This is a genomic window from Mesorhizobium sp. M0910, from assembly GCF_040319465.1.
GTDB lineage: Bacteria > Pseudomonadota > Alphaproteobacteria > Rhizobiales > Rhizobiaceae > Mesorhizobium.
Genome location: NZ_JAMYNZ010000008.1, coordinates 67,310 through 90,971, shown reverse-complemented (window position 1 = coordinate 90,971; position 23,662 = coordinate 67,310). Strand labels below are relative to the sequence as shown.

Sequence of the window (23,662 nt, the reverse complement as noted above, 5' to 3'; positions counted from 1 at the left end):
CATGATCCAAAGGCGACTGACGTCAGCCCGGGTTTAAATGGCCGCTTCCCGCCGCAATCTCGGCCATTGAGGTGACCGTTACCATTGCCTGACAGCAGACATTGTTGTGACCATGATGGAGGTCGCGCGGTTGCGCCATTTCTGGACATTCGGAACTAGCCATAAAGCAGACGTCGGTGCGAGTTCAGGATCAGTCCTCGCCAGCGTGCCTTCGAGGAACGGCATTCATGATGGCCTCCGCCAGTTCTTCGAGGACGGAGGTATCGCCGTTCGATGCGGCAAATAGCCTGAACTCCGCTTCTGGTAACTCTGGCAGACCGTAGCTTTCGGGTACCCTGACAAGGCCGTTTCTCAGCTGACTGGCGATCATCGGCGCTACAGCAAAGCCTGAGATGGCAGCCGCCCTCAGGCTGGAGTTGCTTGCGCAGATCATCACCGTGCGCTGGCTGATCCCGGCCTTGGCAAGCCGTTCAAGAGCAACTTCCCTGTAGGGGCAAGGTTCCGGCAACACCGCCAACGGCAGCGGGTCCGGAAGATTCACGCCGGTACGATCCCCCCATGCCCAGACAAGAGGCTCGCGCCACAGGAGGCGCCCCATCTCCTCACCCTCACATTGTGATCCGAGCACCAGTTCGATGTTGCCCTCCTTCATCTTCGAGAGGAGCGCACTCGGAATCCCGACTTGCACCTCGACCTGCAATCCGGGGCGATCAGCGCCGAATGCCTGCAAGGCGCGAAGGATGGGGACCTGTGCAAAGTCTTCCGAGAGGCCGACGCGAACCCTGCCGTGAAAGGGTGCCTGCGCCAGATCGGCCAAAGCATCCCGGTTAAGGGCGAGCATCGCCCGGGCATAGGCGAGCAGGCGCTCGCCATCGGGTGTCATCTCCAGCGAGCGCGTCGTCCTGTTGAGTAAGGGCTTTCCGACCTGCTCCTCGAGACGGCGCAGGTGCCCACTGACGGCCGACTGCGTAAGGTTTAGTCGCGCTCCTGCCCGACTGAAGCCGCCTTCGTCGAACACGGCGACGAACGTCCTGAGCAGGACCAATTCCAACATATATTCTGATCCATGATTAATATCGTCGATAATCTCAATTTCTATATCGAATTGAAATATGACGCAATGTGGTTCGTCACAATGAGCAAGGGTGATCCATGACCAAGCTACTGCATATCGTTTCCTCGCCCCGCAAAGAGCGTTCCGCCTCGCGTGAGGTCGCCGACGCCTTTGTTCAAAGCTATCGTGCTCGACGACCCGACTTGGAGATTTCAACGCTCGACCTATGGGATGTCGACCTCCCAGAATTCGGTGTGGACGCGATGTTGGCCAAATATGCGGGGCTCAGCGGCGCGCCGCTTACCCCTTCTCAACAGCAGGCATGGGCCACATTGCAAGAGTTGGCGCAACAACTGCACTGGGCGGATATTGTCCTGCTGTCGACGCCTCTGTGGAATTTCAGCATTCCCTACAAGCTCAAGCACTTCATCGACCTGGTATCGCAGAAGGACATCCTTTTCTCGTTCGATCCTGAACACGGGTTCGGAGGACTGCTCCGGGATAAGATCGCAGTGGTAGTCTACGCGCGAGGTCTCGACTATGCAGCGCAATCTATCACTCCGGCGCAGCGCTTCGATTTTCAAAAACCTTATATACAAGCGTGGTTGCGCTTCATCGGTATCGAAGATGTCCGCAGTCTAATCATCCAGAAGACCCTCTTTGGACCCGATATTGATCATGCGGCTCGCCAGGATGCGCGAGAGGCCGCGTCACGGCTGGCGGAAGACCTCCTGTCACGCACAACAGAGGCGATTGCATGATTATGAAGCGCTTGCTGCGGACAAGCGCGTTGATAACCCGTTCTGACCCCAGCTTGCACGTGCATCCCCGTCCACCCGGCGTAACAACTTTGGAGAACGGACGTCCGCAACGTCGCCTAAGCCGGGGCAGGCGCACCGATTCTACCTACGTCCGCTTTCAGGCAATGGATCAGTCTCGGCAAGGACCGTTTTGGATCAGATCAGGAGGCTGCTCGCGCGGAACTTAATGTCAGCTTGTATATATCTCGCTTCTACGAGCAGGCGGTCCGCTTCCGGCCCCGAACAAGACGTTCATCGAAGCGCCGCAGAACGTCCGCAATTTGCGCTACCTGCTCCTTCCGATCGATGAGACGAATGGCATCTCGGCCATTCTCGGGAGCTAGCCGATTAACCTCGGCCGTGATTCCGAACCTAAGGTCCAGCGCCGCAAGATGAAACCGGTTTCGGAAAAGATCTAACAGGAAGGGCGGGCCCTGGTCAGACCGGCCGCACCAGAACGTGCTTCTTCTTGCCGAGCGACAGCTTTGCGACGTTTTCCGGCCCCAGATCCTGCAGCGTCACCATCCTGCGATCGTCTGACACGGGCTGATCGTTAAGGCGCATGGCGCCGCCCTGGATATGCCGCCGTGCCTCGCCGTTGGACGCAGCCAGCCCGGCGGTGACGAACAGCGACAATATGCCGACGCCGGCTTCAAGATCGGCCCTGCCCACCTCGACTGTTGGCAGTGTTTCGGCGAGCGCCCCTTCTTCGAACGTCTTGCGCGCCGTTTCGCTGGCCTCCTCTGCCGCCCCGCGGCCATGCAGCATGGCGGTGATTTCGGTGGCGAGGATCTTCTTGGCTTCGTTGATCTCCGAGCCGCCGAGCCGTTCGAGGCGCGCGACCTCGGCGAGCGGCAAGGTCGTATAGAGCTTGAGGAAACGGCCGACATCGGCATCCTCGGTGTTGCGCCAATATTGCCAGAAGTCGTACGGGCTCAACATCTCCGCATCGAGCCAGACCGCGCCCGAGGCCGACTTGCCCATCTTGGCGCCGGACGAGGTGGTGAGCAGCGGCGTCGTCAGCGCATAAAGCTGCGCGCCTTCCATGCGATGGCCGAGATCGATACCGTTGACGATGTTGCCCCACTGGTCGGAGCCGCCCATCTGCAGCCGGCAACCGAGGCGCTTGTAGAGCTCGACGAAGTCGTAGGCCTGCAGGATCATGTAGTTGAATTCGAGGAACGACAGCGACTGCTCGCGATCCAGCCGGAGCTTGACCGAATCGAAGGCCAGCATGCGGTTGACCGAAAAATGCCGGCCGACATCGCGCAGAAAATTGACGTAGTTGATATCCATCAGCCAGTCGGCATTGTTGATCATGACGGCGCCGTTCGGGCCGCTGCCGAATTTGAGGTAGGGCATGAAGTTGCGGCGGATGCCGGCGAGATTGTTCTCGATATCCTGCGGCGTCAAAAGCTTGCGGGCCTCGTCCTTGAACGACGGATCGCCAATCATCGAGGTGCCGCCGCCCATCAGCGCGATCGGCCGGTGGCCGGTCTGCTGCAGCCAGTAAAGCATCATGATCTGGATCAGCGACCCGGCATGCAGGCTCCTCGCGGTGGCGTCGAAGCCGATATAGGCGCTCACCGTTTCCGTGGCGAAAAGCTGGTCGAGGCCGGCATCGTCCGAGGTCTGGTGGATGAAACCGCGCTCGCTCATGGTGCGCAGGAAATCGGATTTGAAGGCGGACATTTTCTTTCCCGAAAAGCTTCCGGCCGAACGCGGCCCGGCTGTGCATGAAGGCGGGCGTTTAGCACTCAAGCGCGATCAGCAAAAGTGGAATCCGGTTTTGCGTCCGATCACGCTTCGGATGGTTTTGCGCGATCAGCAAAAGTGGAATCCGGTTTTGTGTCCGCGCGGATAGCGTGCGGCCTGCTTGCGTCATTGTTTCGGCTGGCGTAATGAGGCGCCGCGCCAGCGGGGCTCTTCCTCTGGACCGCGCGGCATCGATCGAATGCCATATCCTGTGACAGAGTCGAGATGCCGGAGATATCCATCGTCATTCCTTGCCGGAACGAGGCGGCGAACCTGCCGCTTCTGCTCGACGAGATCGGCACTGCCATGGCCGGGCGGGACTTCGAGGTCATCGTCGTCGACGATGGCTCGACAGACGATACGCCTTCGGTGCTTGCAGCAGAGGCAGCGCTTCGCCGGTTTCCGCTGCGCCATCTCAGGCATGAAAAATCCGCCGGACAGTCGCTCTCGGTGCGCTCAGGCGCCTGGGCGGCGCGGGGCGATATAGTCGCCACCATTGACGGCGACGGTCAGAACGACCCCGGTTATATCCCAGTGTTGATCGACGCGCTGCGGCAGGCTGGTCCCGAAGTCGGGGCCGCGCAGGGACAGCGTCTGAAGCGCCGCGACAGCAAGATCAAGCAACTGGCGTCGCGTTTCGCCAACGGGCTGAGAAAAGCCATCCTGCACGACGAGACGCGGGATACCGGCTGCGGCCTCAAGGCGATTCACACCGACATTTTGCGGAAATTGCCCTTCTTCGACGGCACCCATCGCTTTGTTCCAGCGCTGGTCATCCAGGAGGGCTACCGCGTCGTCCATTGCGATGTCGTCGACCGCTCCCGCCGTCACGGCAAATCGAATTACGGCATCTTCGATCGCGGCCTTCAGGGCGTGCTCGATCTTGCCGGCGTCTGGTGGCTGCGCCGCAGGCGCCGCAGAATGCCCAAAGTAGAGGAAATCAGGCATGGGTAACGTGCTTCAGGAATTGGCGACCTGGCTTCACGATGTTTTCGTCAAGCAATTCGATGCCTGGGTGCTGCTCGGCTTCGTCGCCCAGTTCTTCTTCACCATGCGCTTTCTGGTGCAGTGGGTGGCGTCGGAAAAAGCCAAGCGCAGCGTCGTGCCGATTGCCTTCTGGTTCTTTTCGCTGTTCGGCGGCGGCCTGCTGCTGATCTACGCCATCCAGCGTCAGGATCCGGTGTTCATCGCCGGCCAGGCCATGGGCCTGTTGATCTATATCCGCAATCTCTGGCTGATCGCCAACGAGCGCAAGGCGGCGATGACCAAGGTCGATTGAGCCCGCCACCGGCCTGAACCGGTCGAGCAAGCAAGCAAGACTACTTGCCGTCCAGCCCGCCGTAGGACCTTACCAACTGGACCATGTCGGCCGAGTTGGCGGTCTCGCTCTCGAGCCCCTCGGCGACACCGACGCGGTCGCCGGCCGGGCGGTTCTGGCTGACTTTCCACTTGCCGCTGATTTCGGTGATTTCGATTTCCAGGCCGACGATGCCCTTGATCTGTGACTGGATGAAGGGTGCCGGCGCGTCGGTCACCGCCCACGGCGCCGGGCGGCTGCCCTCCTGCGACATCGTCAGATCGGAAATCTGCTCGGCCAGCCAATCCTGGTCTTCGATCACCGTGACGATGCCGCGCACCTGGACGATGGCGTAGTTCCAGGTCGGCACCACCTTGCCGGTTTCACGCTTGGTCTCGTACCAGGACGGCGTCACATAGGCATCGGCGCCCTGGAAGACGACCAGCACCGGCACCAGGGGACTGTCGGCCAAAAGCCGCCATTGCGGATTGGCCTTGGCCAGATGGGCGCGCAGCCTGCCGTTCGGCGGCACATCCGCGTTGAGCAGGGAGGGCGCGTCTAGAAGAAAGGGAATTGCGTTGGCGATCGGCCCCTCGGTGCCGTTCGACACCAGCAGGCCAAGCGGATGCGCCCGGATCAGCCCGTGCAGGACGTCCGGCCGTGTTTCCTGGAAGTGAGGCGGTTGGTACATCGCCGATTATCTCAGCCGCTTCGGCCGTGGGTCGGACAGTTCCCCGGCCAGCCGGCGGTCGAGGTAGTCCGCGCATTCCTCGATCAGAAGCTCCGCATGGTTGGCAAAGAAATGGTTGGCGCCGGGCAAGGTCTTCTGAGTGATGGTAATGCCTTTTTGCGTGTGCAGCTTGTCGACCAGGCCCTGCACGTCCTTGGGCGGCGCGACCTTGTCGGCGTCGCCGTGGATGATCAGGCCGGACGACGGGCATGGCGCCAGGAACGAGAAATCATAGGTATTGGGCTGGGGCGCGACCGAGATAAAGCCCTCGATCTCCGGCCGGCGCATGAGAAGCTGCATGCCGATCCACGAGCCGAACGAATAGCCGGCAACCCAGCAACTCTTCGAATCGGGGTGCAGCGACTGCACCCAGTCGAGCGCCGCCGCGGCGTCGGACAACTCGCCGGTGCCGTGGTCGAACTCTCCCTGGCTGCGGCCGATGCCGCGGAAATTGAAGCGCAGCGTGGTGAAATTGCGCTTCTGGAACATGTAGAAGAGGTCGTAGACGATCTTGTTGTTCATCGTGCCGCCGAACTGGGGGTGCGGGTGCAGGACGATGGCAATCGGCGCGCTCTTTTCCTTCGAGGGCTGATAGCGACCCTCCAGACGGCCGGCCGGACCGGTGAAAATGACCTCAGGCATGAAATACTCCACTTGGCATAAATTGCGCGGCGCCCGGAACAACTTTTCCTCTGGCCCCAGTTTTCCCTAGGCCTTGACGCAGGGCGAGCGTCTTTCTAGAAGCTAGTTTAGAATTGTTCAAAACTGGGCGGCCAAAACTGTGGCTCGGCCACCCGCGCCGCAAGCCGCGTAAATAGGACGTCTTGCCTTGCAATTTCAAGGAAATAACGCGCTATCTTCGCGGAACGGCTTTTGAAGGGACCAGTTGGACGGAAATGGCCGGAGCACGCGCCTATCTCGACTACAATGCCAGCGCGCCGCTGCTTGCCGCCGCGCGCGCGGCGGTGGTCGCCGCGCTCGACGTCGCCGCCAACCCGTCCTCCGTCCATGCCGAGGGCCGCGCTGCGCGGCGGCTGATCGAGGATGCCAGGCGCAATGTGGCGCGACTGGCCAACGCCAGGGCCGAGCATGTCGTATTCACCTCCGGCGCGACGGAAGCGGCCTCGACGCTGCTGACGCCGGACTGGCAGATGGGGCGCGGTGCTGTCCGTATGAGCCGGCTCTATGTGTCCGAGGCCGATCATCCTTGCCTGCTGAACGGCGGGCGTTTCCCAGCGGCGCAGGTGATACGGATCGGCGTCGACGCCGACGGCGTCGTCAGGCTCGACGTTTTGGCCGAGGCTCTCGCCCAGCATGACAAGGCCGAAGGCTTACCGCTGGTGGCCATCCACGCTGCCAACAATGAAACCGGCGTAATCCAGCCGGTCGGCCGCATCGCCGAAATCGTCAAGGCGGCGGGTGGCATCCTGGTCGTCGATGCCGTGCAGGCAGCCGGCCGCATTCCGCTCGATATATCAGAGGCTTACGCAGACTATTTTATTCTCTCGTCGCACAAGATCGGCGGCCCCAAGGGCGTCGGCGCCATTGTCGCGGCGTCGGACCTGATGATGCCAAAACCGCTGGTCAGCGGCGGCGGCCAGGAAAAGGGCCATCGGGGCGGCACCGAAAACCTGGCGGCGATTGCCGGGTTTGGTGCGGCCGCTAGCGAAGCGTCTGCCGGCTTGCAAACGATCGAAGCGGTGCGGCAGCGTCGCGACGAAATCGAGGCGATCGTTAAAACGCTTGTTCCGGACGCCGAAATCTTCGGGACCGGCGCTGCAAGGCTTGCCAATACCACATTCTTCGCTATTCCCGGCATCAAGGCCGAGACGGCGCAGATCGCCTTCGACCTTGCCGGTGTGGCGCTGTCGGCCGGATCGGCCTGTTCGTCGGGCAAAGTCGGGCCGAGTCACGTGCTGAAAGCCATGGGTTACGGCGATAGCGTTGGCGCGTTGCGTGTGTCCATCGGCCACGCGACCAGCGCCAAGGATATCGAGCTGTTTCGCGCGGCGCTGGCGACGATCGTTGCACGGCAAGCCGGTAGGGAAAAGGTGAACAGGGAAAAGGCCGCCTGAGCGCGGCGAAGGAATATTTGGGCCTTGTGGCCTGGTAGAGCCGTGCGTTCGAATTTGGCCGGGTGAATTTCCGGCATGAACGCACTATATGAAACTTACGCCGCCGCGGGTGCTCAAGGGTGCTCGTTCGCGGTGCCATAGTTTGAAAACTGCCGGGCCTTGACCCCGGCGTGGATGGAGAACGCTGATGCCTGCTGTGCAGGAGACGATCGATCGAGTTCGAAAGATCGATGTCGACCAGTATAAATACGGATTCCAGACCGAAATCGCGATGGACAAGGCCCCCAAGGGCCTGAGTGAAGACATTATCCGCTTCATTTCGGCCAAGAAGGACGAGCCGTCCTGGATGCTGGAATGGCGCCTGGAAGCCTATCGCCGCTGGCTGACGCTGGACGAGCCGAAATGGGCGCGCGTCCACTATCCCAAAATCGATTTCCAGGACATTTATTATTACGCGGCGCCCAAGAGCACGCCCGGCCCGACTTCGCTCAGCGAGGTCGATCCCGAACTGCTGAAGGTCTACGAGAAGCTCGGCATTCCGCTCAGGGAACAGGAAATCCTCGCCGGCGTGCAGAAGACCGATGCGTCGGAGCTCGAGGAAGCCAGCGACAACGTCTACAAGTCGGGCCGCGTCGCCGTCGATGCGGTGTTCGATTCCGTCTCCGTCGTCACCACTTTCAAGAAGGAGCTGGCGCAGGCCGGCGTCATCTTCTGCTCGATCTCGGAAGCCATCCGCGAGCATCCGGAGCTGGTGAAGAAGTATCTCGGCTCGGTCGTGCCGACCTCCGACAATTTCTACGCGACGCTGAATTCGGCCGTGTTCACCGACGGCTCCTTCGTCTTCGTGCCCAGGGGCGTGCGCTGCCCGATGGAACTGTCGACTTATTTCCGCATGAACGAGAAGAATACCGGCCAGTTCGAGCGCACGCTGATCATCGCTGAGGAGGGGGCTTACGTCTCTTACCTCGAAGGCTGCACGGCGCCGCAACGCGACGAGAACCAGCTTCATGCCGCGGTGGTCGAGCTGATCGCGCTCGATGACGCCGAAATCAAATATTCGACGGTGCAGAACTGGTATCCCGGCGACGCCGAAGGCAAGGGCGGCATCTATAATTTCGTCACCAAGCGCGGCGACTGCCGCGGCCATCGCTCGAAGATTTCGTGGACACAGGTCGAGACCGGTTCGGCCATCACCTGGAAATATCCGAGCTGCATCCTGCGCGGCGACGATTCTAGTGGCGAGTTCTATTCGATCGCCGTCTCCAACGGCTATCAGCAGGTCGACAGCGGCACCAAGATGATCCATCTCGGCAAGAACACGTCGAGCCGCATCATCTCCAAGGGCATTGCCGCCGGCTTCTCGCAGAACACCTATCGCGGCCAGGTCTCGGCGCACCGCAAGGCGACCAACGCCCGCAACTTCACCAATTGCGATTCCCTGCTGATCGGCGATCAGTGCGGCGCACACACCGTGCCCTACATGGAAGCCAAGAATTCGACCGCGCAGTTCGAGCACGAGGCGACCACTTCGAAGATTTCAGAGGACCAGAAGTTCTACGTCATGCAGCGCGGCATCCCGGAAGAAGAGGCGATTGCGCTGATCGTCAACGGCTTCGTCAAGGACGTCATCCAGCAACTGCCGATGGAATTCGCGGTCGAAGCGCAGAAGCTGATCGGGATTAGTCTTGAGGGGAGTGTTGGGTGAGTTAACTGGAACGGCGATCATGGATTTGTTCAAGCGGGTGGAAGGCTTGATATTTGCCGTTCTGATGCTCTTGCTGACATTGGCTGTTGGTGGTGCTGTGATGGCGTTGATAGGCGCAGTGTTTGGCTTGAGTTCGACAAAAACTATTGGTGGTTCGATTGCAGGCTTAAGCGCGGCTGGGTTTTTTGGCTGGATGTTGGTCACCAGCAAGTTTGTACGCGCTTTTCGAGCTTTTAGAAAAGTTCCGTCGCAGGCCGGGCACCGCGAACAAGAAAGTGGAAAATAATGCTTGAAATCAGAAACCTCCATGCCCGTATCGTCGATGACGGCACCGAGATCATCCGCGGCCTGAATCTTTCGGTGAAGGCCGGTGAGGTCGCCGCCATCATGGGGCCGAACGGCTCGGGGAAATCGACGCTGTCCTATATCCTCGCCGGCCGCGAGGACTATGAGGTCACCGAGGGCGACATCCTCTACAACGGCCAGTCGATCCTTGAAATGGATCCGGCCGAGCGCGCTACCGCCGGCATCTTTCTCGCCTTCCAGTATCCGATGGAGATACCGGGCGTGGCGACGATGGAATTCCTGAAAGTGGCGATGAACGAGCAGCGCAAGGCGCGCGGCCAGGAGCCGCTAAAAATCCCGGAATTCCTCAAGCGCGTGAAGGACGCGGCGGCCTCGCTCAACATGGACATGGCGATGCTGAAGCGGCCGCTCAATGTCGGCTTTTCCGGCGGCGAGAAGAAGCGCGCCGAGATCTTGCAGATGAAGCTTCTCGAGCCGAAGCTTTGCGTCCTCGACGAGACCGATTCCGGCCTCGATATCGACGCGCTGAAGATCGTCGCGGACGGCGTCAACACGCTGCGCTCGCCGGACCGCGCCATCGTCGTCATCACCCACTACCAGCGCCTGCTCCAATACATCGTGCCCGATACGGTGCACGTGCTCTACAGGGGCCAGGTGATCAAGTCGGGCGACAAGTCGCTTGCGCTCGATCTCGAGGCCAATGGCTATGCCGGCGTGATCGGGCAAGCCGCGTGAGATGCCAGCAGGCCCGGAAGGCAAGCCAAACAAGGCGATACTGATGAATATGCACACGACACCCCAGCGGACACCGGCCGAAACGGCGCTGATCGACGCCTTTGGCGAGCGGCTGTCGCTGCTGCCCGGCGACGGCGCGGTGATGCTGAAGCGCGACGACGCCATCGAGGCGATCAAGAGCGGCCTGCCGACGCGGCGCGTCGAATCCTGGCACTATACGGACCTGCGCCGGCTGCTGATCTCGGTGCCGGACTTCGATCCGGCAGCGGTCGCGAAAGCCGTTGCGCCGATCGTCGAGGGCTCCAGCGTTTTGCCGGTGCTGAACGGCGTTTCGAATATGAAACTGCCCGATATCGAAGGCGTTGCCGTGCAGCGCCTGTCGGAGAAGCTGACCGACGGCAGCGCAGCATCTGGGCTTGATTCTTATGGCAGCGACGACGCCATCGGCGCGCTCAACACCGCCTTTGTCGCCGACGGCTATTTCGTCGACATCGCCGACGGCGCCCAACTGGAAAAGCCGCTTGAGCTGCAGAATCTGCAGGCCGGTGGACAGACGCATGTACGCCTGGCCGTCCGTGTCGGTGCCGGCGCCAACGCTGTCATCGTCGAACGCCAGGCGGGCGAGGGGGCGGCGCTGGTCAGTTCGGTCAGCCAGCTTGTGCTTGGCGAGGGCGCCGAAGTGACATGGCTTGTCGTGCAGGAGCAGCCGGATACGGCGACGCATCTCGCCCAGTTCAAGGCGCATCTCGGCAAGAATTCGAAGCTGACGCTGTTCGTCATGAATGCCGGCGGCAGACTGGTGCGCCAAGAGGTCGTTGTGAAGACGACCGGCGAGGGCGCCGAATTCACGCTGCGCGGCATCAATCTGCTCGCCGGCGACACCCATACCGACGTCACCATGGTGCTCGACCACGCCGTGCCGCATACCGCATCGACCGAAGTCATCCGCAATGTGGTGACCGGCAAGGCGCGCGGCGTCTTCCAGGGCCGCATCAACGTCCACCAATATGCGCAGAAGACCAACGCCAAGATGGCCTGCAACACGCTGCTTCTGTCGGACGACGGCGAGTTCTCGACCAAGCCGGAACTCGAAATCTTCGCCGACGACGTCGTCTGCGGCCATGGCGCGACCGTCACCGAGATCGACCACAGCCATCTGTTTTACCTGATGGCGCGCGGCGTCGACGAGAAGACCGCGCGCGGCTTGCTGGTCAAGGCCTTCGTCGCCGAAGTGATCGAGGAACTGGACGACGAGGCCATCGTCGAGGCGCTGGAACGTCGGCTCGACGATTGGTTTTTGACGCACGGGTAGAGGTGACTGAGGGGTTGGTGCCAACACCCCTCATCCGTCGCCTTCGGCGCCACCTTCTCCCACAAGGGGAGAAGGAGAGGCGCTCTTCCTTCTCCCCTTGTGGGAGAAGGTGGCCGAGCGAAGCTCGGTCGGATGAGGGGTGCTGGACGGAATGAGGCGATGCCTCGAGAGAGCTTGTGATGGACCAGAAAGTCGAAAACATCCCCTACGACGTCGAGGCGATCCGCCGCGACTTCCCGATCCTGTCGCGGCAAGTTTACGGCAAACCTCTGGTCTATCTCGACAATGGCGCCTCGGCGCAGAAGCCGCAGGCCGTGCTCGACGCTATCCAGCACGCCTATTCCCAGGAATATGCCAACGTCCACCGCGGCCTGCATTTCCTGTCCAATGCTGCGACCGACGCCTATGAGAAGGCGCGCGAGACGGTGCGCCGTTTCCTCAACGCACCGAGCACCGACAACATCGTCTTCACCTCGAACACCACGGCGGCGATCAACACGGTTGCCTATGGTTTCGGCATGCCCAATATCGGCGAAGGCGACGAGATCGTGCTCTCGATCATGGAGCACCATTCCAACATCGTGCCGTGGCATTTCATCCGCGAACGGCAGGGCGCGAAACTGGTCTGGGTGCCGGTCGACGATCTCGGCGTCTTCCACATCGAGGAATTCGAGAAGCGGCTGACCGACCGCACAAAACTGGTTGCTATCACACATATGTCGAACGCGCTGGGCACGGTGACGCCGATCAAGGAGATCGTGCGCATCGCCCATGCCCGCGGCATTCCGGTGCTGGTCGACGGCAGCCAAAGCGCCGTGCACATGCCGATCGACGTGCAGGACCTCGACTGCGACTTTTTCGTCTTCACCGGCCACAAGGTTTATGGCCCGTCGGGCATCGGCGTGCTCTACGGCAAGAAGGATATTCTGGAGCGCATGCGCCCGTTCATGGGCGGCGGCGAGATGATCGAGGAGGTGACGCAAGACATCGTCACCTACAACGACCCGCCGCACCGTTTCGAGGCCGGCACGCCGCCGATCGTGCAGGCGATCGGGCTTGGTGCTGCGCTGGAATACATGGAAAAGATCGGCCGTGAGCGCATCGCAGCGCACGAGGCCGATTTGAAGGACTATGCGCATCAGCGGCTGCGCGCCATCAACTCGCTGCGCATCTTCGGCGATGCGCCCGGCAAGGGCGCCATCATCTCGTTCGAGCTGCAGGGCATTCACGCCCATGACGTGTCGATGGTTATCGACCGGCAGGGCGTGGCGGTCCGCGCCGGCACGCATTGCGCCCAACCGCTGTTGAAACGCTTCGGCGTAACATCCACATGCAGGGCATCGTTCGGCATGTATAATACCAGGGCCGAAGTCGACGCTTTGGCCGATGCGCTGGAAAAGGCGCGAAAGTTCTTCGGGTGACGATCATGGATGATGCCAGCCACACCGCCGAAAGCACGGCACTGGATATGACCACCAATGCGGCGGTTTCCGGGTCAACGATTCCTGCCGACGAACTGGCGCGGCTGACCGACGACATCGTCTCGGCGCTGAAGACGGTCTATGACCCCGAAATCCCGGCCGACATCTACGAACTTGGCCTTGTCTACAAGATCGACATCGAGGACGACCGCTCGGTCAAGATCGACATGACGCTGACCGCACCCGGCTGCCCGGTGGCCGGCGAAATGCCGGGTTGGGTGGAAAATGCCGTCGGCGCCGTCGAAGGCGTTTCCGGTGTCGAGGTCAACATGACCTTCGACCCGCCCTGGTCGCCCGACCGCATGTCGGAAGAGGCACAGGTGGCGGTGGGCTGGTATTGAGATCAGTCGACCTTGCACCGTATGCTTTGGCATAAGCCGTGATCGCTGAGAACAGCTCGTCAAACTTGACGTCGTGGTCTCCCGTGCCAATACACATCGCGTCTAAACCCATCGCTCTATTGGGTCCCCGACTCCAGCGCGCCATTTTGGTCAAAGATGGGCTCTGCCAGACGCTCTCTAGGACTTCTACCAAAAGGAACTTTTGTCGCCGGTAACTCCGCTCAGAAATGTGCTTCACGACACTCCATGGAATGAACTCTGCTGACAGGCGGACGTCCCAAAAGCCCTTAGGCGACAAAACTAGCGTCGGCCGTTTCAAATCGAAAAGACGCACCACAGCGATCACAAAAGTGCCGGTGAACAATATAGCCGTTATCCAACCGAGAAATTGCTTGAAGCTACCTGGAGCGATATTCGGCACTAGGCGCCATCCAAGCGCAATGCCTAAAGTTGTCATCGCTACCGATATAACAGCCAGCAGGCCGAGCCGAGCAGGAGATGACCGAAATTCAACTGTTTGATTGGTGTCAAGCATTTAGCCTCTCGCCATACTTCGATTGTCGCCAACTGAAATTACATCCAAATTGGTTGCAGTAAGCAGAAAACTTCACCATCTTAGGTAAGAATGATCCGCAGGCCTTGAACCCGCGTGAAAGTGGAGAACGATATGGGACGCTTCGCCGTCATCACCATGACCGAAAAGGCCGCCGACCGGGTCCGCGAGATCGTCGCGACCCGCGAGAACGCGCATGGCATCCGCCTGGGCATCAAGAAGGGTGGCTGCGCCGGCATGGAATATACCGTCGATCTGGTGACCGAACCCAACACCAAGGACGACCACATCGAGCGCGACGGCGCCCACGTCTATGTCGCGCCGGAGGCAGCGCTTTTCCTGTTCGGCACCGAGATGGATTTCGAGCAGACGACGCTGCGCACCGGCTTCACCTTCCGCAACCCGAACCAGAGCTCGGCCTGCGGCTGCGGCGAATCGGTCGAACTGAAGCCGGCCGATTTGAAGGCCTTGGCTGAAGCGCGCGCTTCCGCCTGATCTTTCCTTCTCCTCCGTTCACGGGGAGAAGGGACCTAATCCACCCACATTCCTGTTCGTTTGTGCCAGTCGGCAATTGATTCTTCCGGGTAGACGTCGAAGACCTTGTCCCTTTTGCCGATCTCCGGCTCGACCCAGTTCGCCTTGTATTTCAGCATAAGATGCACCTTCTCCGGCGGCTTTGGCAGGTCTGTGTCGATCGCCGAGGCGAAGGGATGCACCAGCTCCGGCCAGGTTGGGTCGTAGAGCCAGAGCGCCGTCCCGCATTTCGTGCAGAAGTTCCGCTCGCCCGTCGAGGTTTCGCGGTGCGGGTGCTCGTCGTCCTCGATCTCGGCGCGATAGACACCGAGATGGCGCTTGCCATGGATTTTCAGCGTCTCGTAATCGGCGCCGAGATTGATGGCGAAACCGCCGCCGCCCTGCTGCTTGCGGCAGATCGAGCAATAGCACAGCATGAACGGCACGGGCGTGTGGCTTTCCACCTCGAAACGCACGGCATTGCACCGGCAAGATCCTTTGAGCAGAAGCGGCATGAAAAACTCCGACGAAATTTGATTCTGAACTTGTCAGGATGGTGCCGGTTACGTCGATGACAAGGGGAAATCCGGGTGACATGATCGCCGCATGGACAACGAGCGCATAGAAGAGCTTTTCGAAGGCCTCGGCCCGGTCAGCATCCGCAGGATGTTCGGCGGCAAGGGCATCTATTTCGACGGCGTCATCGTCGCCATCGTCGTCCGTGGCGAACTGATGCTGAAGGCGGACGCCGAAAGCGCGCCGGATTTCGAAGCGGCCGGGTGCCGGCAATGGACCTACACCGACTCGCGCCACGGCAAGCTCGTGTCTATGCCCTATTGGAGCGTTCCCGACAGCGCTTTCGACGATCCAGACGAGATGGCGATCTGGGCGCGGCGTGCCTACGAGGCAGGACGGCGCGCCGGCAAATAGGCTGCGTCATGCTTCGGCAATTCCGGGCCGCATTTCACGCCAGTTCCCGCGCCTCGGGCACGAGCGCCAGCGCCTCGGCAAAGCTGGCGCTGGTGAAGGCGGCGCGCTCGACGGCGAGCGCCGCGGCGGCAATGCCTTCGCGCAGTGCCGCGCGCAGCGTCAGGCCGCGCAGCAGGGCAGCGATCGTGGCGCCTGCCAATGCGTCGCCGGCGCCGGCAACGTCGGTCCGTTTTTGTAGCGGCCGTGGCGAGATCGAGAACGCGCCGGTTTGGTCGAAACCGAGCACCGGACCGTCGCCGTCGGTGACCACGCCGCTTTTCAGGCCGGCGCGTCTCAGGCCGTCGATGACGCCTTGATCGTCAGCATCGATGTCAACGCCGGCGATCACGCCGGCCTCGTGCCGGTTCATGAAGGCCAGCGCTAGAAGTCCGAGCACCGGCGTCAGCCGCGCCGCTCTGTTGGGCGAGACGGCAAGCGCAAACACCGCCTTGCCGGCGGCGAGTGCCGCCATCCGCTCCAGCGCGGTCGACGGCAGGTTGGCGTCGCACAGGATCGCATCGGCCGAACCGATAGCTTCGCGCACCTTGGCGCGGCGAATTTGCTTGGGAAGCGCCAGCTCGTAGAGCACCATGTCGGCAAGGCCGGCGATCAGTCCGCCATCGCTATCGATCAGCATCGTATGGCTTGGCGTTGCCCGGTCGAGGAACACCGCCGACAGGTCGGCAATGCCGGCCTCGGTGACGGCGCGTAAAACCGTGTCGCCAAGGGCATCGCCGCCGCGCACCGAAAGCAGCGAGGCCGAGGCACCGCGCCGCACCGCCCAGCGCAAGGCGTTGAAGACGGCGCCGCCAACATGCTCGCGCATCGTGCCGGGGTTCAAGGCGGCTGGCGCGAAGGCGCCGGCAACCCGGCCGCGCCGCTCGATATAGGCGCCGCCCACGGCCAGGATCGTCGGGGAGTTCATCATGCCGGCAAAATGCCCTTTGCTGTTGCCCGGTAGGAGACTAGGTCGCTGGGCGGAACCCTGCAATCGCGGGTGCGATTCGGTTGGTGACGGCAGCGGCGCCGCATGCGAGGCCGGATACATCCGGAAGCAAATTTACGAAACAAAAATAGAACAAATATGGATATCCGTTATTTTTCAAATCCTTGCCGCTCATTGACAAATGAGAACAAACGAGGTACATTCTTTTAAGGATTGCGGGATTGTCCGGCCTCCATTGACGACCACGGGGTGATGTATCATGGCTCAGAATTCTTTGCGGCTTGTAGAGGACAAAGCGGTGGACAAATCAAAGGCTCTGGATGCGGCTCTGTCGCAAATCGAGCGTGCCTTCGGCAAGGGCTCGATCATGCGGCTCGGCGCAAACGAGCAGGTCGTCGAGATCGAAACGGTGCCGACCGGCTCGCTTGGGCTGGACATCGCGCTTGGCGTCGGTGGCCTGCCGCGCGGCCGCATCGTCGAGATCTACGGGCCGGAAAGCTCGGGCAAGACGACGCTGGCGCTGCACACGGTGGCCGAAGCCCAGAAGAAGGGCGGCATCTGCGCCTTCGTCGATGCCGAGCACGCGCTCGACCCGGTCTATGCCCGCAAGCTCGGCGTCGATCTCGAAAACCTATTGATCTCGCAGCCCGATACCGGCGAGCAGGCGCTGGAGATCTGCGACACGCTGGTGCGCTCCGGCGCCATCGACGTGCTGGTGGTCGATTCGGTGGCGGCGCTGACGCCGCGGGCGGAAATCGAAGGCGAGATGGGCGATTCGCTGCCCGGCCTGCAGGCGCGCCTGATGAGCCAGGCACTGCGCAAGCTCACCGCCTCGATCTCGCGCTCCAACACCATGGTCATCTTCATCAACCAGATCCGCATGAAGATCGGCGTCATGTTCGGGTCGCCCGAGACGACGACCGGCGGCAATGCGCTGAAATTCTATGCTTCGGTCCGCCTCGACATCCGCCGCATCGGCTCGGTCAAGGATCGCGACGAGGTTGTCGGCAACCAGACCCGCGTCAAGGTGGTCAAGAACAAGCTGGCGCCGCCCTTCAAGGTGGTCGAGTTCGACATCATGTATGGCGAGGGCGTCTCCAAGACCGGCGAGCTGGTCGATCTCGGCGTCAAGGCCGGCGTGGTCGAAAAGTCGGGCGCCTGGTTCTCCTACAATTCGCAGCGTCTTGGCCAGGGCCGCGAAAACGCAAAACTGTTCCTGCGCGACAATCCCGACACGGCGCGCGAGATCGAGCTGGCGCTGCGACAGAATGCCGGGCTGATCGCCGAGAAATTCCTTGAAAACGGCGGCTCCGAAAGCAGCGACGACGGTTTCGAGGACGACGCTGGGGTGATGTAGGGCAGGCGACGCCTCGCGGAGCCTCAGCCGGGTTTCGATTTGATGTTTTGATTTTGAGTTTGCGTAATCGATGCGTTTCGCCGCCGGCCCCGTGCCGGCGGTTTGCGTTTGATGGCGGGGCAGAAGCCATTTCAAAGCGCTGGTGAAAGCGGGAATTTGAGCCCATTTGGTGTTTCTGGACAGGCTGCGGTGCGACCGCTAAAAGGCCATGTCTATTTTCCGCCGGCAGCCGGCGGTTCTCTCGAAAAGGCAGTATTTCATGAGTGGCGTCAACGAGATCCGGTCGGCATTTCTCGACTATTTTCGCAAGGAAGGTCACGAGGTCGTCGCGTCAAGCCCGCTGGTGCCGCGCAACGACCCGACGCTGATGTTCACCAATGCCGGCATGGTGCAGTTCAAGAACGTTTTCACCGGTCTGGAGAAGCGGCCCTATTCGCGCGCCACGACTGCCCAGAAGAGTGTTCGCGCCGGCGGCAAGCACAACGACCTCGACAATGTCGGCTACACTGCGCGCCACCTGACCTTCTTCGAGATGCTCGGCAATTTCTCCTTCGGCGACTATTTCAAGGAGCGCGCCATAGAGCTTGCCTGGAACCTGATCACCAGGGAGTTCGGGCTGAAGAAGGAGAAGCTGCTGGTCACCGTCTACCACACCGACGACGAGGCGGCCTCGTACTGGAAGAAGATCGCCGGCCTTTCGGACGATCGCATCATCCGCATCGCGACTTCCGACAACTTCTGGGCAATGGGTGACACCGGGCCTTGCGGGCCGTGTTCGGAGATATTCATCGACCGTGGCGAGCATATCTGGGGCGGCCCCCCCGGCAGCCCCGAGGAGGATGGCGACCGTTTCCTCGAATTCTGGAACCTGGTGTTCATGCAGTATGAACAGGTGACGAAGGAACAGCGCGTCGACCTGCCGCGTCCGTCGATCGACACGGGCATGGGCCTCGAGCGCATGGCCTCCATCCTGCAAGGGGTTGAAAGCGTCTTCGAAACCGACCTGTTCCGCCACCTGATCGACGCTGCATCGTCGGCGCTCGGCAAAGGTCCGGATGCGGACACCGTCGCATCGTTCCGGGTCATCGCCGACCATTTGCGTTCGTCCTGCTTCCTGGTCGCCGACGGCGTGCTGCCGTCCAACGAAGGACGCGGCTACGTGCTTCGTCGCATCATGCGCCGCGCCATGCGCCACGCGCAGTTGCTCGGCGCCCGCGATCCGCTGATGTGGCGCCTGGTGCCGGCGCTGGTCCGCGAGATGGGCCAAGCCTACCCGGAACTGGTGCGCGGCGAACAGATGATCACCGAGACGCTGAAGCTTGAGGAAACTCGTTTCCGCAAGACGCTGGTGCGCGGCTTGGGCTTGCTTTCGGAGGCGACGGAGAAGCTGGCCTCCGGCGACATGCTGGATGGCGAGACAGCGTTCAAGCTCTACGACACCTATGGCTTTCCGCTCGATCTGACGCAGGACGCGCTGCGCCGGCGCAACATCTCGGTCAACCTTGCCGGCTTCACCGAGGCAATGGAGCGGCAGAAGGCGGAGGCACGCAAAAGCTGGGCTGGTTCCGGTGAGGCCGCAACCGAGACGGTATGGTTCGCGGTGCGTGAGGAGACCGGCGCCACCGAATTCCTGGGTTATGAGACCGAGCAGGCCGAAGGCCTTATCCAGGCGCTGGTCAAGGACGGCAAGACCGTCGACAGTGCCGGCAAAGGCGACGCCGTTGCCGTGGTTGTCAACCAGACGCCGTTCTATGGCGAGTCCGGTGGCCAGATGGGCGATACCGGCGTCATTTCGGGCGACGGGTTCTCGATCGAGATATCCGATACCCAGAAGAAGGCCGATGGGCTTTTCGTCCATCTCGGCAAGGTGGCCAATGGCACTGTCAAGACGGGCGCGACCGTCGAGCTGAAGGTGGACCACGCGCGGCGCTCCAGGCTGCGCGCGAACCATTCCGCCACACATCTGATCCATGAGGCGCTGCGCGAGGTGCTGGGTACCCATGTGGCGCAGAAGGGCTCGCTGGTCGCGCCCGAGCGTCTGCGCTTCGACATTTCGCACAACAAGCCGATCTCGCCGGACGAGCTCGAAGAGGTCGAGCGCATGGCAAACGAGATCGTCGTTCAGAACGGCTCGGTGATCACGCGACTGATGTCTGTCGACGACGCCATCGCCGAGGGCGCCATGGCGCTGTTTGGCGAGAAGTATGGCGATGAAGTGCGCGTCGTTTCGATGGGCACGGGCTTGCATGGCGCCAAGGCCAACCGGCCTTATTCGGTCGAGCTATGCGGCGGCACGCATGTCAGGGCGACCGGCGATATCGGCCTGGTGCGCATCGTGTCCGACAGCGCGATCGCTGCCGGCGTGCGCCGCATCGAGGCGTTGACCGGCGAGGCCGCCAGAAAGCATCTCGACGAACAGGACAAGCGGCTGAAGGCGGCCGCCGCCACGCTGAGGATTTCGGCGGCCGATGTGCCGGCCCGCGTCGAGGCGCTGCTCGACGAGCGCAAGAAGCTCGAAAAGGAGCTGACAGAGGCACGCAAGAAGCTGGCGCTGGGCGATCGCTCGCCAGCTGGTGTGCCTGCGGAGAACGAAACCATTGCCGGTGTCGGTTTTCTCGGCAAGGCGGTATCGGGCGTCTCGCCAAAGGATCTTAAGCCGTTGGCCGATGCCGGCAAGAAGTCCCTCGGCTCCGGCGTCGTCGTCTTTGTCGGCGCCGGCGAGGACAACAAGGCGAGCGTCGTCGTCGCCGTTACCGATGATCTGACCGGCCGCTTCAGCGCCATCGATCTGGTGCGCGTCGCGTCCGCGGCATTGGGCGGGCAGGGCGGCGGGGGGCGACCCGATATGGCCCAGGCCGGCGGCCCGGACGCGTCGAAGGCCGAAGACGCGATCGCTGCGGTGAAGGCGGCGCTGGAAGCTGCGTGAATCTGCACCAGTAAGGACAGGCCGAAGTGGCAGCGGGGATGAGGTGGCAACGTTGACTATGTATCAAGTCGACGCTTTTGCCGAACGGGCTTTCCAGGGCAACCCTGCTGCCGTTCTCATTTTGGAGGACTGGCTATCGGACGACGTGATGCAGGCCATCGCAAACGAGAACAATCTTGCTGAAACCGCGTTTGCGCGGCCGAGTGGCGAGGGTTGGGATTTGCGCTGGTTCACGCCGGTTCATGAAGTCGACTTCTGTGGCCATGCTACACTTGCGGCCGCCCATGTGCTGACTACGGAATACAATGGTCAGGGCGAAATGGCCTTCGCCACCCGGGTGGGCGCGCTGCGGGTTTCCCGGCGGGAAGGCGCCTATCAGCTCGATCTGCCGTGTTTTCCGCCGCAGCCCGTCGAGGACGAGCTGAACTCGGCGCTGCAAGCGATATTGCCTCAGCGGCCGGCTGCGAGCTTCCGCAATTTCGAGAACCTGTTTGTCGAGCTTGCCGACGAGACAACCGTGCGATCTTTCGTTCCCGATCTGCTCAGGATCGGACGTTTTCATCCTCTCGGCCTGGTCATTACCGCGCCTGGGCGAGCCCATGATTTCGTCTCGCGTTATTTCGTACCCGGAGCTGGCATTCCCGAGGACCCGGTGACTGGCTCCATTCATGCGACATTGGTGCCGTACTGGGCTGAAAAGCTCGGCAAGACGCATATGTCGGCATTCCAATGCTCGCAGCGCGGCGGGCATTTGCTATGCGAACTGGCCGGAGATCGCGTGCTGATCACAGGCCGTGCGAAGACCTTCATGAAGGCGGAGATTTACCTTCCCGATTGAGCGGTATTTCGCAGTGGGTCGCCTTCGGCGAAGCTGCCGATCTCCCCCGCAAGGGGGGAGATTGGATGTCACTTCGGCTTTCGCTAATCACCAGAAGGCCTATTGCCGAATGCTTGTCTCCTCACTCTGCCTTTTCGGTCTTCGCAAAACCCGCACGCGCCGCGATGCGCACATACCAATCCCGAATATCGGCAAACTCCGCCAGCAGGGCTTGCCCCTCGGCGACCTTGACGAAATAGCTGATGATTGGCGCAGCGTGCAGGTCGGCCAGCGTCAGGTCCGTCCCCAACAGCCAAGGCCCTTCGGCTTTCAGCGACGACAGCGCCTGCAATGCCGTTCTCGCCTGCCGCAACCCGTTGGCGATCACGGCTTCGTCGGGTGGCGTTTTCTCCAGCCGCTCGACCGCGACATCCCAGACCATGGCCCTGTAGGCGTAGGCGTCGAGCATGCCGGTGATCTGGTTCATGCGTGCTCGAGGCCGGGCTTCGACCGGCTGCAGCGCCGGGCCGTCAAAGGTTTCGTCGACATAACGGGCAATCGTTCCGGTCTCGTAGAGGCGAAAGCCGTCATGCTCGAAGGCCGGGATGCGGCCGAACGGCTGGTGCTCGAAGTACCAGCCGGGAATGCCGTCGGCGGCAAAGACGTCGACGGGCACCAGCTCGTAGCCGACGCCCTTTTCCTCGAGCACCAGCCGCACGATGCGCACATAGACGCTGTAGTCCGCGCCGTAGACGACCGGCTTGCCCATGTCGCGGGCTCAGGCCATCGCCTTCTGCAAATTCTCGTCGATCTTGTCGAGGAAGCCGGTGGTCGAAAGCCATGGCTGGTCGGGGCCGATCAGCAGCGACAGATCCTTTGTCATGAAGCCGGACTCGACCGTCTGGATGCAGACCCTTTCCAGGGTCTCGGCAAAGCGCTTCAGTTCGGCATTGTCGTCGAGCTTGGCACGATGCGCGAGGCCGCGCGTCCAGGCGAAGATCGAGGCGATCGAATTGGTCGAGGTCTCCTCGCCCTTCTGGTGCTGGCGATAGTGGCGGGTAACGGTGCCGTGCGCGGCTTCCGCCTCGACGGTCTTGCCGTCCGGCGTCATCAGCACCGAGGTCATCAGGCCGAGCGAGCCGAAGCCTTGCGCCACCGTGTCGGACTGAACGTCGCCGTCATAGTTCTTGCAGGCCCAGACATAGCCGCCCGACCATTTCAGGCTGGAGGCCACCATGTCGTCGATCAGCCGGTGCTCGTACCAGAGCTTCTTCGCCTTGAATTCGGCTTCGAACTCAGCCTCGTAGACCTCCTGGAAGATGTCCTTGAAGCGGCCGTCATAAGCCTTGAGGATTGTGTTCTTGGTCGAGAGGTAGACGGGGTAATTACGCAGCAGGCCATAGTTCAGCGAGGCGCGGGCGAATTCGCGGATAGATTCGTCGAGATTGTACATGGCCATGGCGACGCCGGCGCTGGGTGCGTCGAACACATCGTGCTCGATCACCTGGCCGTCCTCGCCGACGAATTTGATCGTCAGCTTGCCCTTGCCGGGAAAGCGGAAGTCGGTGGCGCGGTACTGGTCGCCGAAGGCGTGGCGGCCGACGATGATCGGCTTGGTCCAGCCGGGCACCAGCCGCGGCACGTTCTTCATGATGATCGGCTCGCGGAAGATGGTGCCGCCGAGGATGTTGCGGATGGTGCCGTTCGGCGACTTCCACATCTTCTTCAGCTTGAATTCCTCGACGCGCTGCTCGTCGGGTGTGATCGTCGCGCATTTCACGCCGACGCCGTATTTCTTGATGGCGTTCGCCGAATCGATGGTCACCTGGTCGTTGGTGGCGTCGCGGTGCTCTATGCCGAGGTCGTAATATTCGAGCTTGAGGTCGAGATAAGGGTGGATCAGCTTGTCCTTGATGAACTGCCAGATGATGCGGGTCATCTCGTCGCCGTCGAGTTCGACGACCGGGTTCGCCACCTTGATCTTCGCCAT

Annotated in this window: 25 protein-coding genes; 16 read left to right on the top strand and 9 right to left on the bottom strand. The window is 61.6% G+C overall.

The genetic code is table 11. The annotated features are described in order from the left end of the window. Positions 1-190: 190 nt before the first annotated feature. Entirely contained in the window at positions 191-1,054 is an 864-nt protein-coding gene (locus NKH78_RS20805) for a LysR family transcriptional regulator (protein ID WP_352506453.1), read from the bottom strand. Positions 1,055-1,152: 98 nt separating this feature from the next. Between NKH78_RS20805 and NKH78_RS20800 the strand changes: the two genes are divergently transcribed. Then, on the top strand, positions 1,153-1,815 hold the full coding sequence (locus tag NKH78_RS20800) for an FMN-dependent NADH-azoreductase (protein WP_352689357.1): 663 nt from the start codon (positions 1,153-1,155) through the stop codon (positions 1,813-1,815). 477 nt (positions 1,816-2,292) lie between these two features. Here NKH78_RS20800 and tyrS read toward each other — a convergent pair whose 3' ends face one another. Beyond that, positions 2,293-3,546, bottom strand: a complete 1,254-nt coding sequence (tyrS, locus tag NKH78_RS20795) for a tyrosine--tRNA ligase (RefSeq protein WP_352506451.1) — start codon at positions 3,544-3,546, stop codon at positions 2,293-2,295. On the opposite strand from tyrS, the gene NKH78_RS20790 reads away from it, so the two are divergent. The 3 genes from NKH78_RS20790 to NKH78_RS20780 all read left to right on the top strand — a co-directional run bounded on the left by NKH78_RS20790 (position 3,533) and on the right by NKH78_RS20780 (position 4,888). Continuing rightward, on the top strand, positions 3,533-3,718 hold the full coding sequence (locus NKH78_RS20790; protein ID WP_352506450.1) for a hypothetical protein: 186 nt from the start codon (positions 3,533-3,535) through the stop codon (positions 3,716-3,718). The two genes, tyrS and NKH78_RS20790, sit on opposite strands and share 14 nt — an antisense overlap. Positions 3,719-3,834: 116 nt before the next feature. After that, entirely contained in the window at positions 3,835-4,563 is a 729-nt protein-coding gene (locus NKH78_RS20785) for a glycosyltransferase family 2 protein (protein WP_352477338.1), read from the top strand. Then, positions 4,556-4,888 carry a lipid-A-disaccharide synthase N-terminal domain-containing protein gene (locus NKH78_RS20780; protein ID WP_023674681.1) on the top strand — a complete coding sequence of 111 codons (333 nt, stop codon included), beginning with the start codon at positions 4,556-4,558 and terminating at the stop codon, positions 4,886-4,888. The genes NKH78_RS20785 and NKH78_RS20780 overlap by 8 nt, the downstream gene beginning before the upstream one ends. Positions 4,889-4,928: 40 nt before the next feature. Here the strand turns inward: NKH78_RS20780 and NKH78_RS20775 are convergent, their stop codons facing one another. Together NKH78_RS20775 and NKH78_RS20770 are read right to left on the bottom strand one after the other, a co-directional pair. Beyond that, entirely contained in the window at positions 4,929-5,597 is a 669-nt protein-coding gene (locus tag NKH78_RS20775) for an FMN-binding negative transcriptional regulator (RefSeq protein WP_352506449.1), read from the bottom strand. Positions 5,598-5,603: 6 nt separating this feature from the next. Beyond that, positions 5,604-6,278, bottom strand: coding sequence for an alpha/beta hydrolase (locus NKH78_RS20770; protein WP_023674683.1), 675 nt, complete (start codon positions 6,276-6,278; stop codon positions 5,604-5,606). 254 nt (positions 6,279-6,532) lie between these two features. Here NKH78_RS20770 and NKH78_RS20765 point away from each other — a divergent pair, with 254 nt between their 5' ends. The 7 genes from NKH78_RS20765 to NKH78_RS20735 all read left to right on the top strand — a co-directional run bounded on the left by NKH78_RS20765 (position 6,533) and on the right by NKH78_RS20735 (position 13,591). Beyond that, on the top strand, positions 6,533-7,711 hold the full coding sequence (locus NKH78_RS20765; protein ID WP_352506448.1) for a cysteine desulfurase family protein: 1,179 nt from the start codon (positions 6,533-6,535) through the stop codon (positions 7,709-7,711). A gap of 187 nt (positions 7,712-7,898) precedes the next feature. Continuing rightward, on the top strand, positions 7,899-9,416 hold the full coding sequence (gene sufB / locus NKH78_RS20760) for a Fe-S cluster assembly protein SufB (protein WP_352506447.1): 1,518 nt from the start codon (positions 7,899-7,901) through the stop codon (positions 9,414-9,416). A gap of 19 nt (positions 9,417-9,435) precedes the next feature. Then, positions 9,436-9,702, top strand: a complete 267-nt coding sequence (locus NKH78_RS20755; protein WP_352506446.1) for a hypothetical protein — start codon at positions 9,436-9,438, stop codon at positions 9,700-9,702. Then, entirely contained in the window at positions 9,702-10,457 is a 756-nt protein-coding gene (sufC, locus tag NKH78_RS20750; protein WP_352506445.1) for a Fe-S cluster assembly ATPase SufC, read from the top strand. Before NKH78_RS20755 ends, sufC begins: the two co-directional genes overlap by 1 nt. A 43-nt stretch (positions 10,458-10,500) precedes the next feature. After that, the gene (sufD, locus tag NKH78_RS20745; RefSeq protein WP_352506444.1) at positions 10,501-11,769 is read left to right on the top strand and encodes a Fe-S cluster assembly protein SufD; all 1,269 of its coding nucleotides are present in this window, start codon (positions 10,501-10,503) and stop codon (positions 11,767-11,769) included. Positions 11,770-11,948: 179 nt separating this feature from the next. Further along, a complete protein-coding gene (locus NKH78_RS20740; RefSeq protein WP_352506443.1) occupies positions 11,949-13,190 on the top strand; it encodes a cysteine desulfurase in 1,242 nt (413 codons plus the stop codon). A gap of 5 nt (positions 13,191-13,195) precedes the next feature. Then, the gene (locus tag NKH78_RS20735; protein ID WP_352458424.1) at positions 13,196-13,591 is read left to right on the top strand and encodes an SUF system Fe-S cluster assembly protein; all 396 of its coding nucleotides are present in this window, start codon (positions 13,196-13,198) and stop codon (positions 13,589-13,591) included. On the opposite strand, the gene NKH78_RS20730 is transcribed toward NKH78_RS20735, so the two are convergent. Beyond that, positions 13,515-14,126, bottom strand: a complete 612-nt coding sequence (locus tag NKH78_RS20730) for an STM3941 family protein (RefSeq protein WP_352506442.1) — start codon at positions 14,124-14,126, stop codon at positions 13,515-13,517. The genes NKH78_RS20735 and NKH78_RS20730 overlap by 77 nt on opposite strands. Positions 14,127-14,258: 132 nt before the next feature. Between NKH78_RS20730 and sufA the strand changes: the two genes are divergently transcribed. Continuing rightward, a complete protein-coding gene (gene sufA / locus NKH78_RS20725; RefSeq protein ID WP_006206001.1) occupies positions 14,259-14,639 on the top strand; it encodes a Fe-S cluster assembly scaffold SufA in 381 nt (126 codons plus the stop codon). A 35-nt stretch (positions 14,640-14,674) separates the two neighbouring features. Here sufA and NKH78_RS20720 read toward each other — a convergent pair whose 3' ends face one another. After that, positions 14,675-15,172 carry a GFA family protein gene (locus NKH78_RS20720; protein WP_352506441.1) on the bottom strand — a complete coding sequence of 166 codons (498 nt, stop codon included), beginning with the start codon at positions 15,170-15,172 and terminating at the stop codon, positions 14,675-14,677. A gap of 91 nt (positions 15,173-15,263) precedes the next feature. Between NKH78_RS20720 and NKH78_RS20715 the strand changes: the two genes are divergently transcribed. Continuing rightward, complete coding sequence (locus NKH78_RS20715; RefSeq protein WP_352506440.1) at positions 15,264-15,587, top strand: TfoX/Sxy family protein; 324 nt, start codon at positions 15,264-15,266, stop codon at positions 15,585-15,587. A gap of 34 nt (positions 15,588-15,621) precedes the next feature. Here the strand turns inward: NKH78_RS20715 and NKH78_RS20710 are convergent, their stop codons facing one another. After that, on the bottom strand, positions 15,622-16,554 hold the full coding sequence (locus NKH78_RS20710; protein ID WP_352883674.1) for a PfkB family carbohydrate kinase: 933 nt from the start codon (positions 16,552-16,554) through the stop codon (positions 15,622-15,624). A 277-nt stretch (positions 16,555-16,831) separates the two neighbouring features. Between NKH78_RS20710 and recA the strand changes: the two genes are divergently transcribed. The 3 genes from recA (at position 16,832) to NKH78_RS20695 (ending at position 21,693) form a co-directional block, all read left to right on the top strand. Beyond that, positions 16,832-17,929 carry a recombinase RecA gene (gene recA, locus NKH78_RS20705; protein ID WP_023674696.1) on the top strand — a complete coding sequence of 366 codons (1,098 nt, stop codon included), beginning with the start codon at positions 16,832-16,834 and terminating at the stop codon, positions 17,927-17,929. 259 nt (positions 17,930-18,188) lie between these two features. Then, positions 18,189-20,855, top strand: a complete 2,667-nt coding sequence (gene alaS, locus NKH78_RS20700) for an alanine--tRNA ligase (protein WP_352883672.1) — start codon at positions 18,189-18,191, stop codon at positions 20,853-20,855. A gap of 58 nt (positions 20,856-20,913) precedes the next feature. Further along, complete coding sequence (locus NKH78_RS20695; protein WP_352883968.1) at positions 20,914-21,693, top strand: PhzF family phenazine biosynthesis protein; 780 nt, start codon at positions 20,914-20,916, stop codon at positions 21,691-21,693. Between the two features lie 121 nt (positions 21,694-21,814). Here NKH78_RS20695 and NKH78_RS20690 read toward each other — a convergent pair whose 3' ends face one another. Together NKH78_RS20690 and NKH78_RS20685 are read right to left on the bottom strand one after the other, a co-directional pair. Further along, positions 21,815-22,441, bottom strand: a complete 627-nt coding sequence (locus NKH78_RS20690) for a glutathione S-transferase family protein (RefSeq protein ID WP_352883670.1) — start codon at positions 22,439-22,441, stop codon at positions 21,815-21,817. A 9-nt stretch (positions 22,442-22,450) separates the two neighbouring features. Then, positions 22,451-23,662 (bottom strand): NADP-dependent isocitrate dehydrogenase, encoded by a 1,212-nt coding sequence (locus tag NKH78_RS20685; protein WP_352477351.1) that lies wholly within the window; start codon positions 23,660-23,662, stop codon positions 22,451-22,453.

Excerpts from the sequence above, each read along its gene's own strand:
- sufD (WP_352506444.1), top strand. The coding sequence starts at position 10,501 with ATGAATATGCACACGACACCCCAGCGGACACCGGCCGAAACGGCGCTG.
- NKH78_RS20720 (WP_352506441.1), bottom strand. The coding sequence starts at position 15,172 with ATGCCGCTTCTGCTCAAAGGATCTTGCCGGTGCAATGCCGTGCGTTTC.
- recA (WP_023674696.1), top strand. The coding sequence starts at position 16,832 with ATGGCTCAGAATTCTTTGCGGCTTGTAGAGGACAAAGCGGTGGACAAA.
- NKH78_RS20770 (WP_023674683.1), bottom strand. The coding sequence starts at position 6,278 with ATGCCTGAGGTCATTTTCACCGGTCCGGCCGGCCGTCTGGAGGGTCGC.
- NKH78_RS20765 (WP_352506448.1), top strand. The coding sequence starts at position 6,533 with ATGGCCGGAGCACGCGCCTATCTCGACTACAATGCCAGCGCGCCGCTG.
- NKH78_RS20715 (WP_352506440.1), top strand. The coding sequence starts at position 15,264 with ATGGACAACGAGCGCATAGAAGAGCTTTTCGAAGGCCTCGGCCCGGTC.
- alaS (WP_352883672.1), top strand. The coding sequence starts at position 18,189 with ATGAGTGGCGTCAACGAGATCCGGTCGGCATTTCTCGACTATTTTCGC.
- NKH78_RS20755 (WP_352506446.1), top strand. The coding sequence starts at position 9,436 with ATGGATTTGTTCAAGCGGGTGGAAGGCTTGATATTTGCCGTTCTGATG.
- sufB (WP_352506447.1), top strand. The coding sequence starts at position 7,899 with ATGCCTGCTGTGCAGGAGACGATCGATCGAGTTCGAAAGATCGATGTC.
- NKH78_RS20785 (WP_352477338.1), top strand. The coding sequence starts at position 3,835 with ATGCCGGAGATATCCATCGTCATTCCTTGCCGGAACGAGGCGGCGAAC.
- sufA (WP_006206001.1), top strand. The coding sequence starts at position 14,259 with ATGGGACGCTTCGCCGTCATCACCATGACCGAAAAGGCCGCCGACCGG.
- sufC (WP_352506445.1), top strand. The coding sequence starts at position 9,702 with ATGCTTGAAATCAGAAACCTCCATGCCCGTATCGTCGATGACGGCACC.
- tyrS (WP_352506451.1), bottom strand. The coding sequence starts at position 3,546 with ATGTCCGCCTTCAAATCCGATTTCCTGCGCACCATGAGCGAGCGCGGT.
- NKH78_RS20735 (WP_352458424.1), top strand. The coding sequence starts at position 13,196 with ATGGATGATGCCAGCCACACCGCCGAAAGCACGGCACTGGATATGACC.
- NKH78_RS20805 (WP_352506453.1), bottom strand. The coding sequence starts at position 1,054 with ATGTTGGAATTGGTCCTGCTCAGGACGTTCGTCGCCGTGTTCGACGAA.
- NKH78_RS20780 (WP_023674681.1), top strand. The coding sequence starts at position 4,556 with ATGGGTAACGTGCTTCAGGAATTGGCGACCTGGCTTCACGATGTTTTC.
- NKH78_RS20775 (WP_352506449.1), bottom strand. The coding sequence starts at position 5,597 with ATGTACCAACCGCCTCACTTCCAGGAAACACGGCCGGACGTCCTGCAC.
- NKH78_RS20690 (WP_352883670.1), bottom strand. The coding sequence starts at position 22,441 with ATGGGCAAGCCGGTCGTCTACGGCGCGGACTACAGCGTCTATGTGCGC.
- NKH78_RS20730 (WP_352506442.1), bottom strand. The coding sequence starts at position 14,126 with ATGCTTGACACCAATCAAACAGTTGAATTTCGGTCATCTCCTGCTCGG.
- NKH78_RS20740 (WP_352506443.1), top strand. The coding sequence starts at position 11,949 with ATGGACCAGAAAGTCGAAAACATCCCCTACGACGTCGAGGCGATCCGC.
- NKH78_RS20710 (WP_352883674.1), bottom strand. The coding sequence starts at position 16,554 with ATGATGAACTCCCCGACGATCCTGGCCGTGGGCGGCGCCTATATCGAG.
- NKH78_RS20800 (WP_352689357.1), top strand. The coding sequence starts at position 1,153 with ATGACCAAGCTACTGCATATCGTTTCCTCGCCCCGCAAAGAGCGTTCC.
- NKH78_RS20685 (WP_352477351.1), bottom strand. The coding sequence starts at position 23,662 with ATGGCGAAGATCAAGGTGGCGAACCCGGTCGTCGAACTCGACGGCGAC.
- NKH78_RS20695 (WP_352883968.1), top strand. The coding sequence starts at position 20,914 with ATGTATCAAGTCGACGCTTTTGCCGAACGGGCTTTCCAGGGCAACCCT.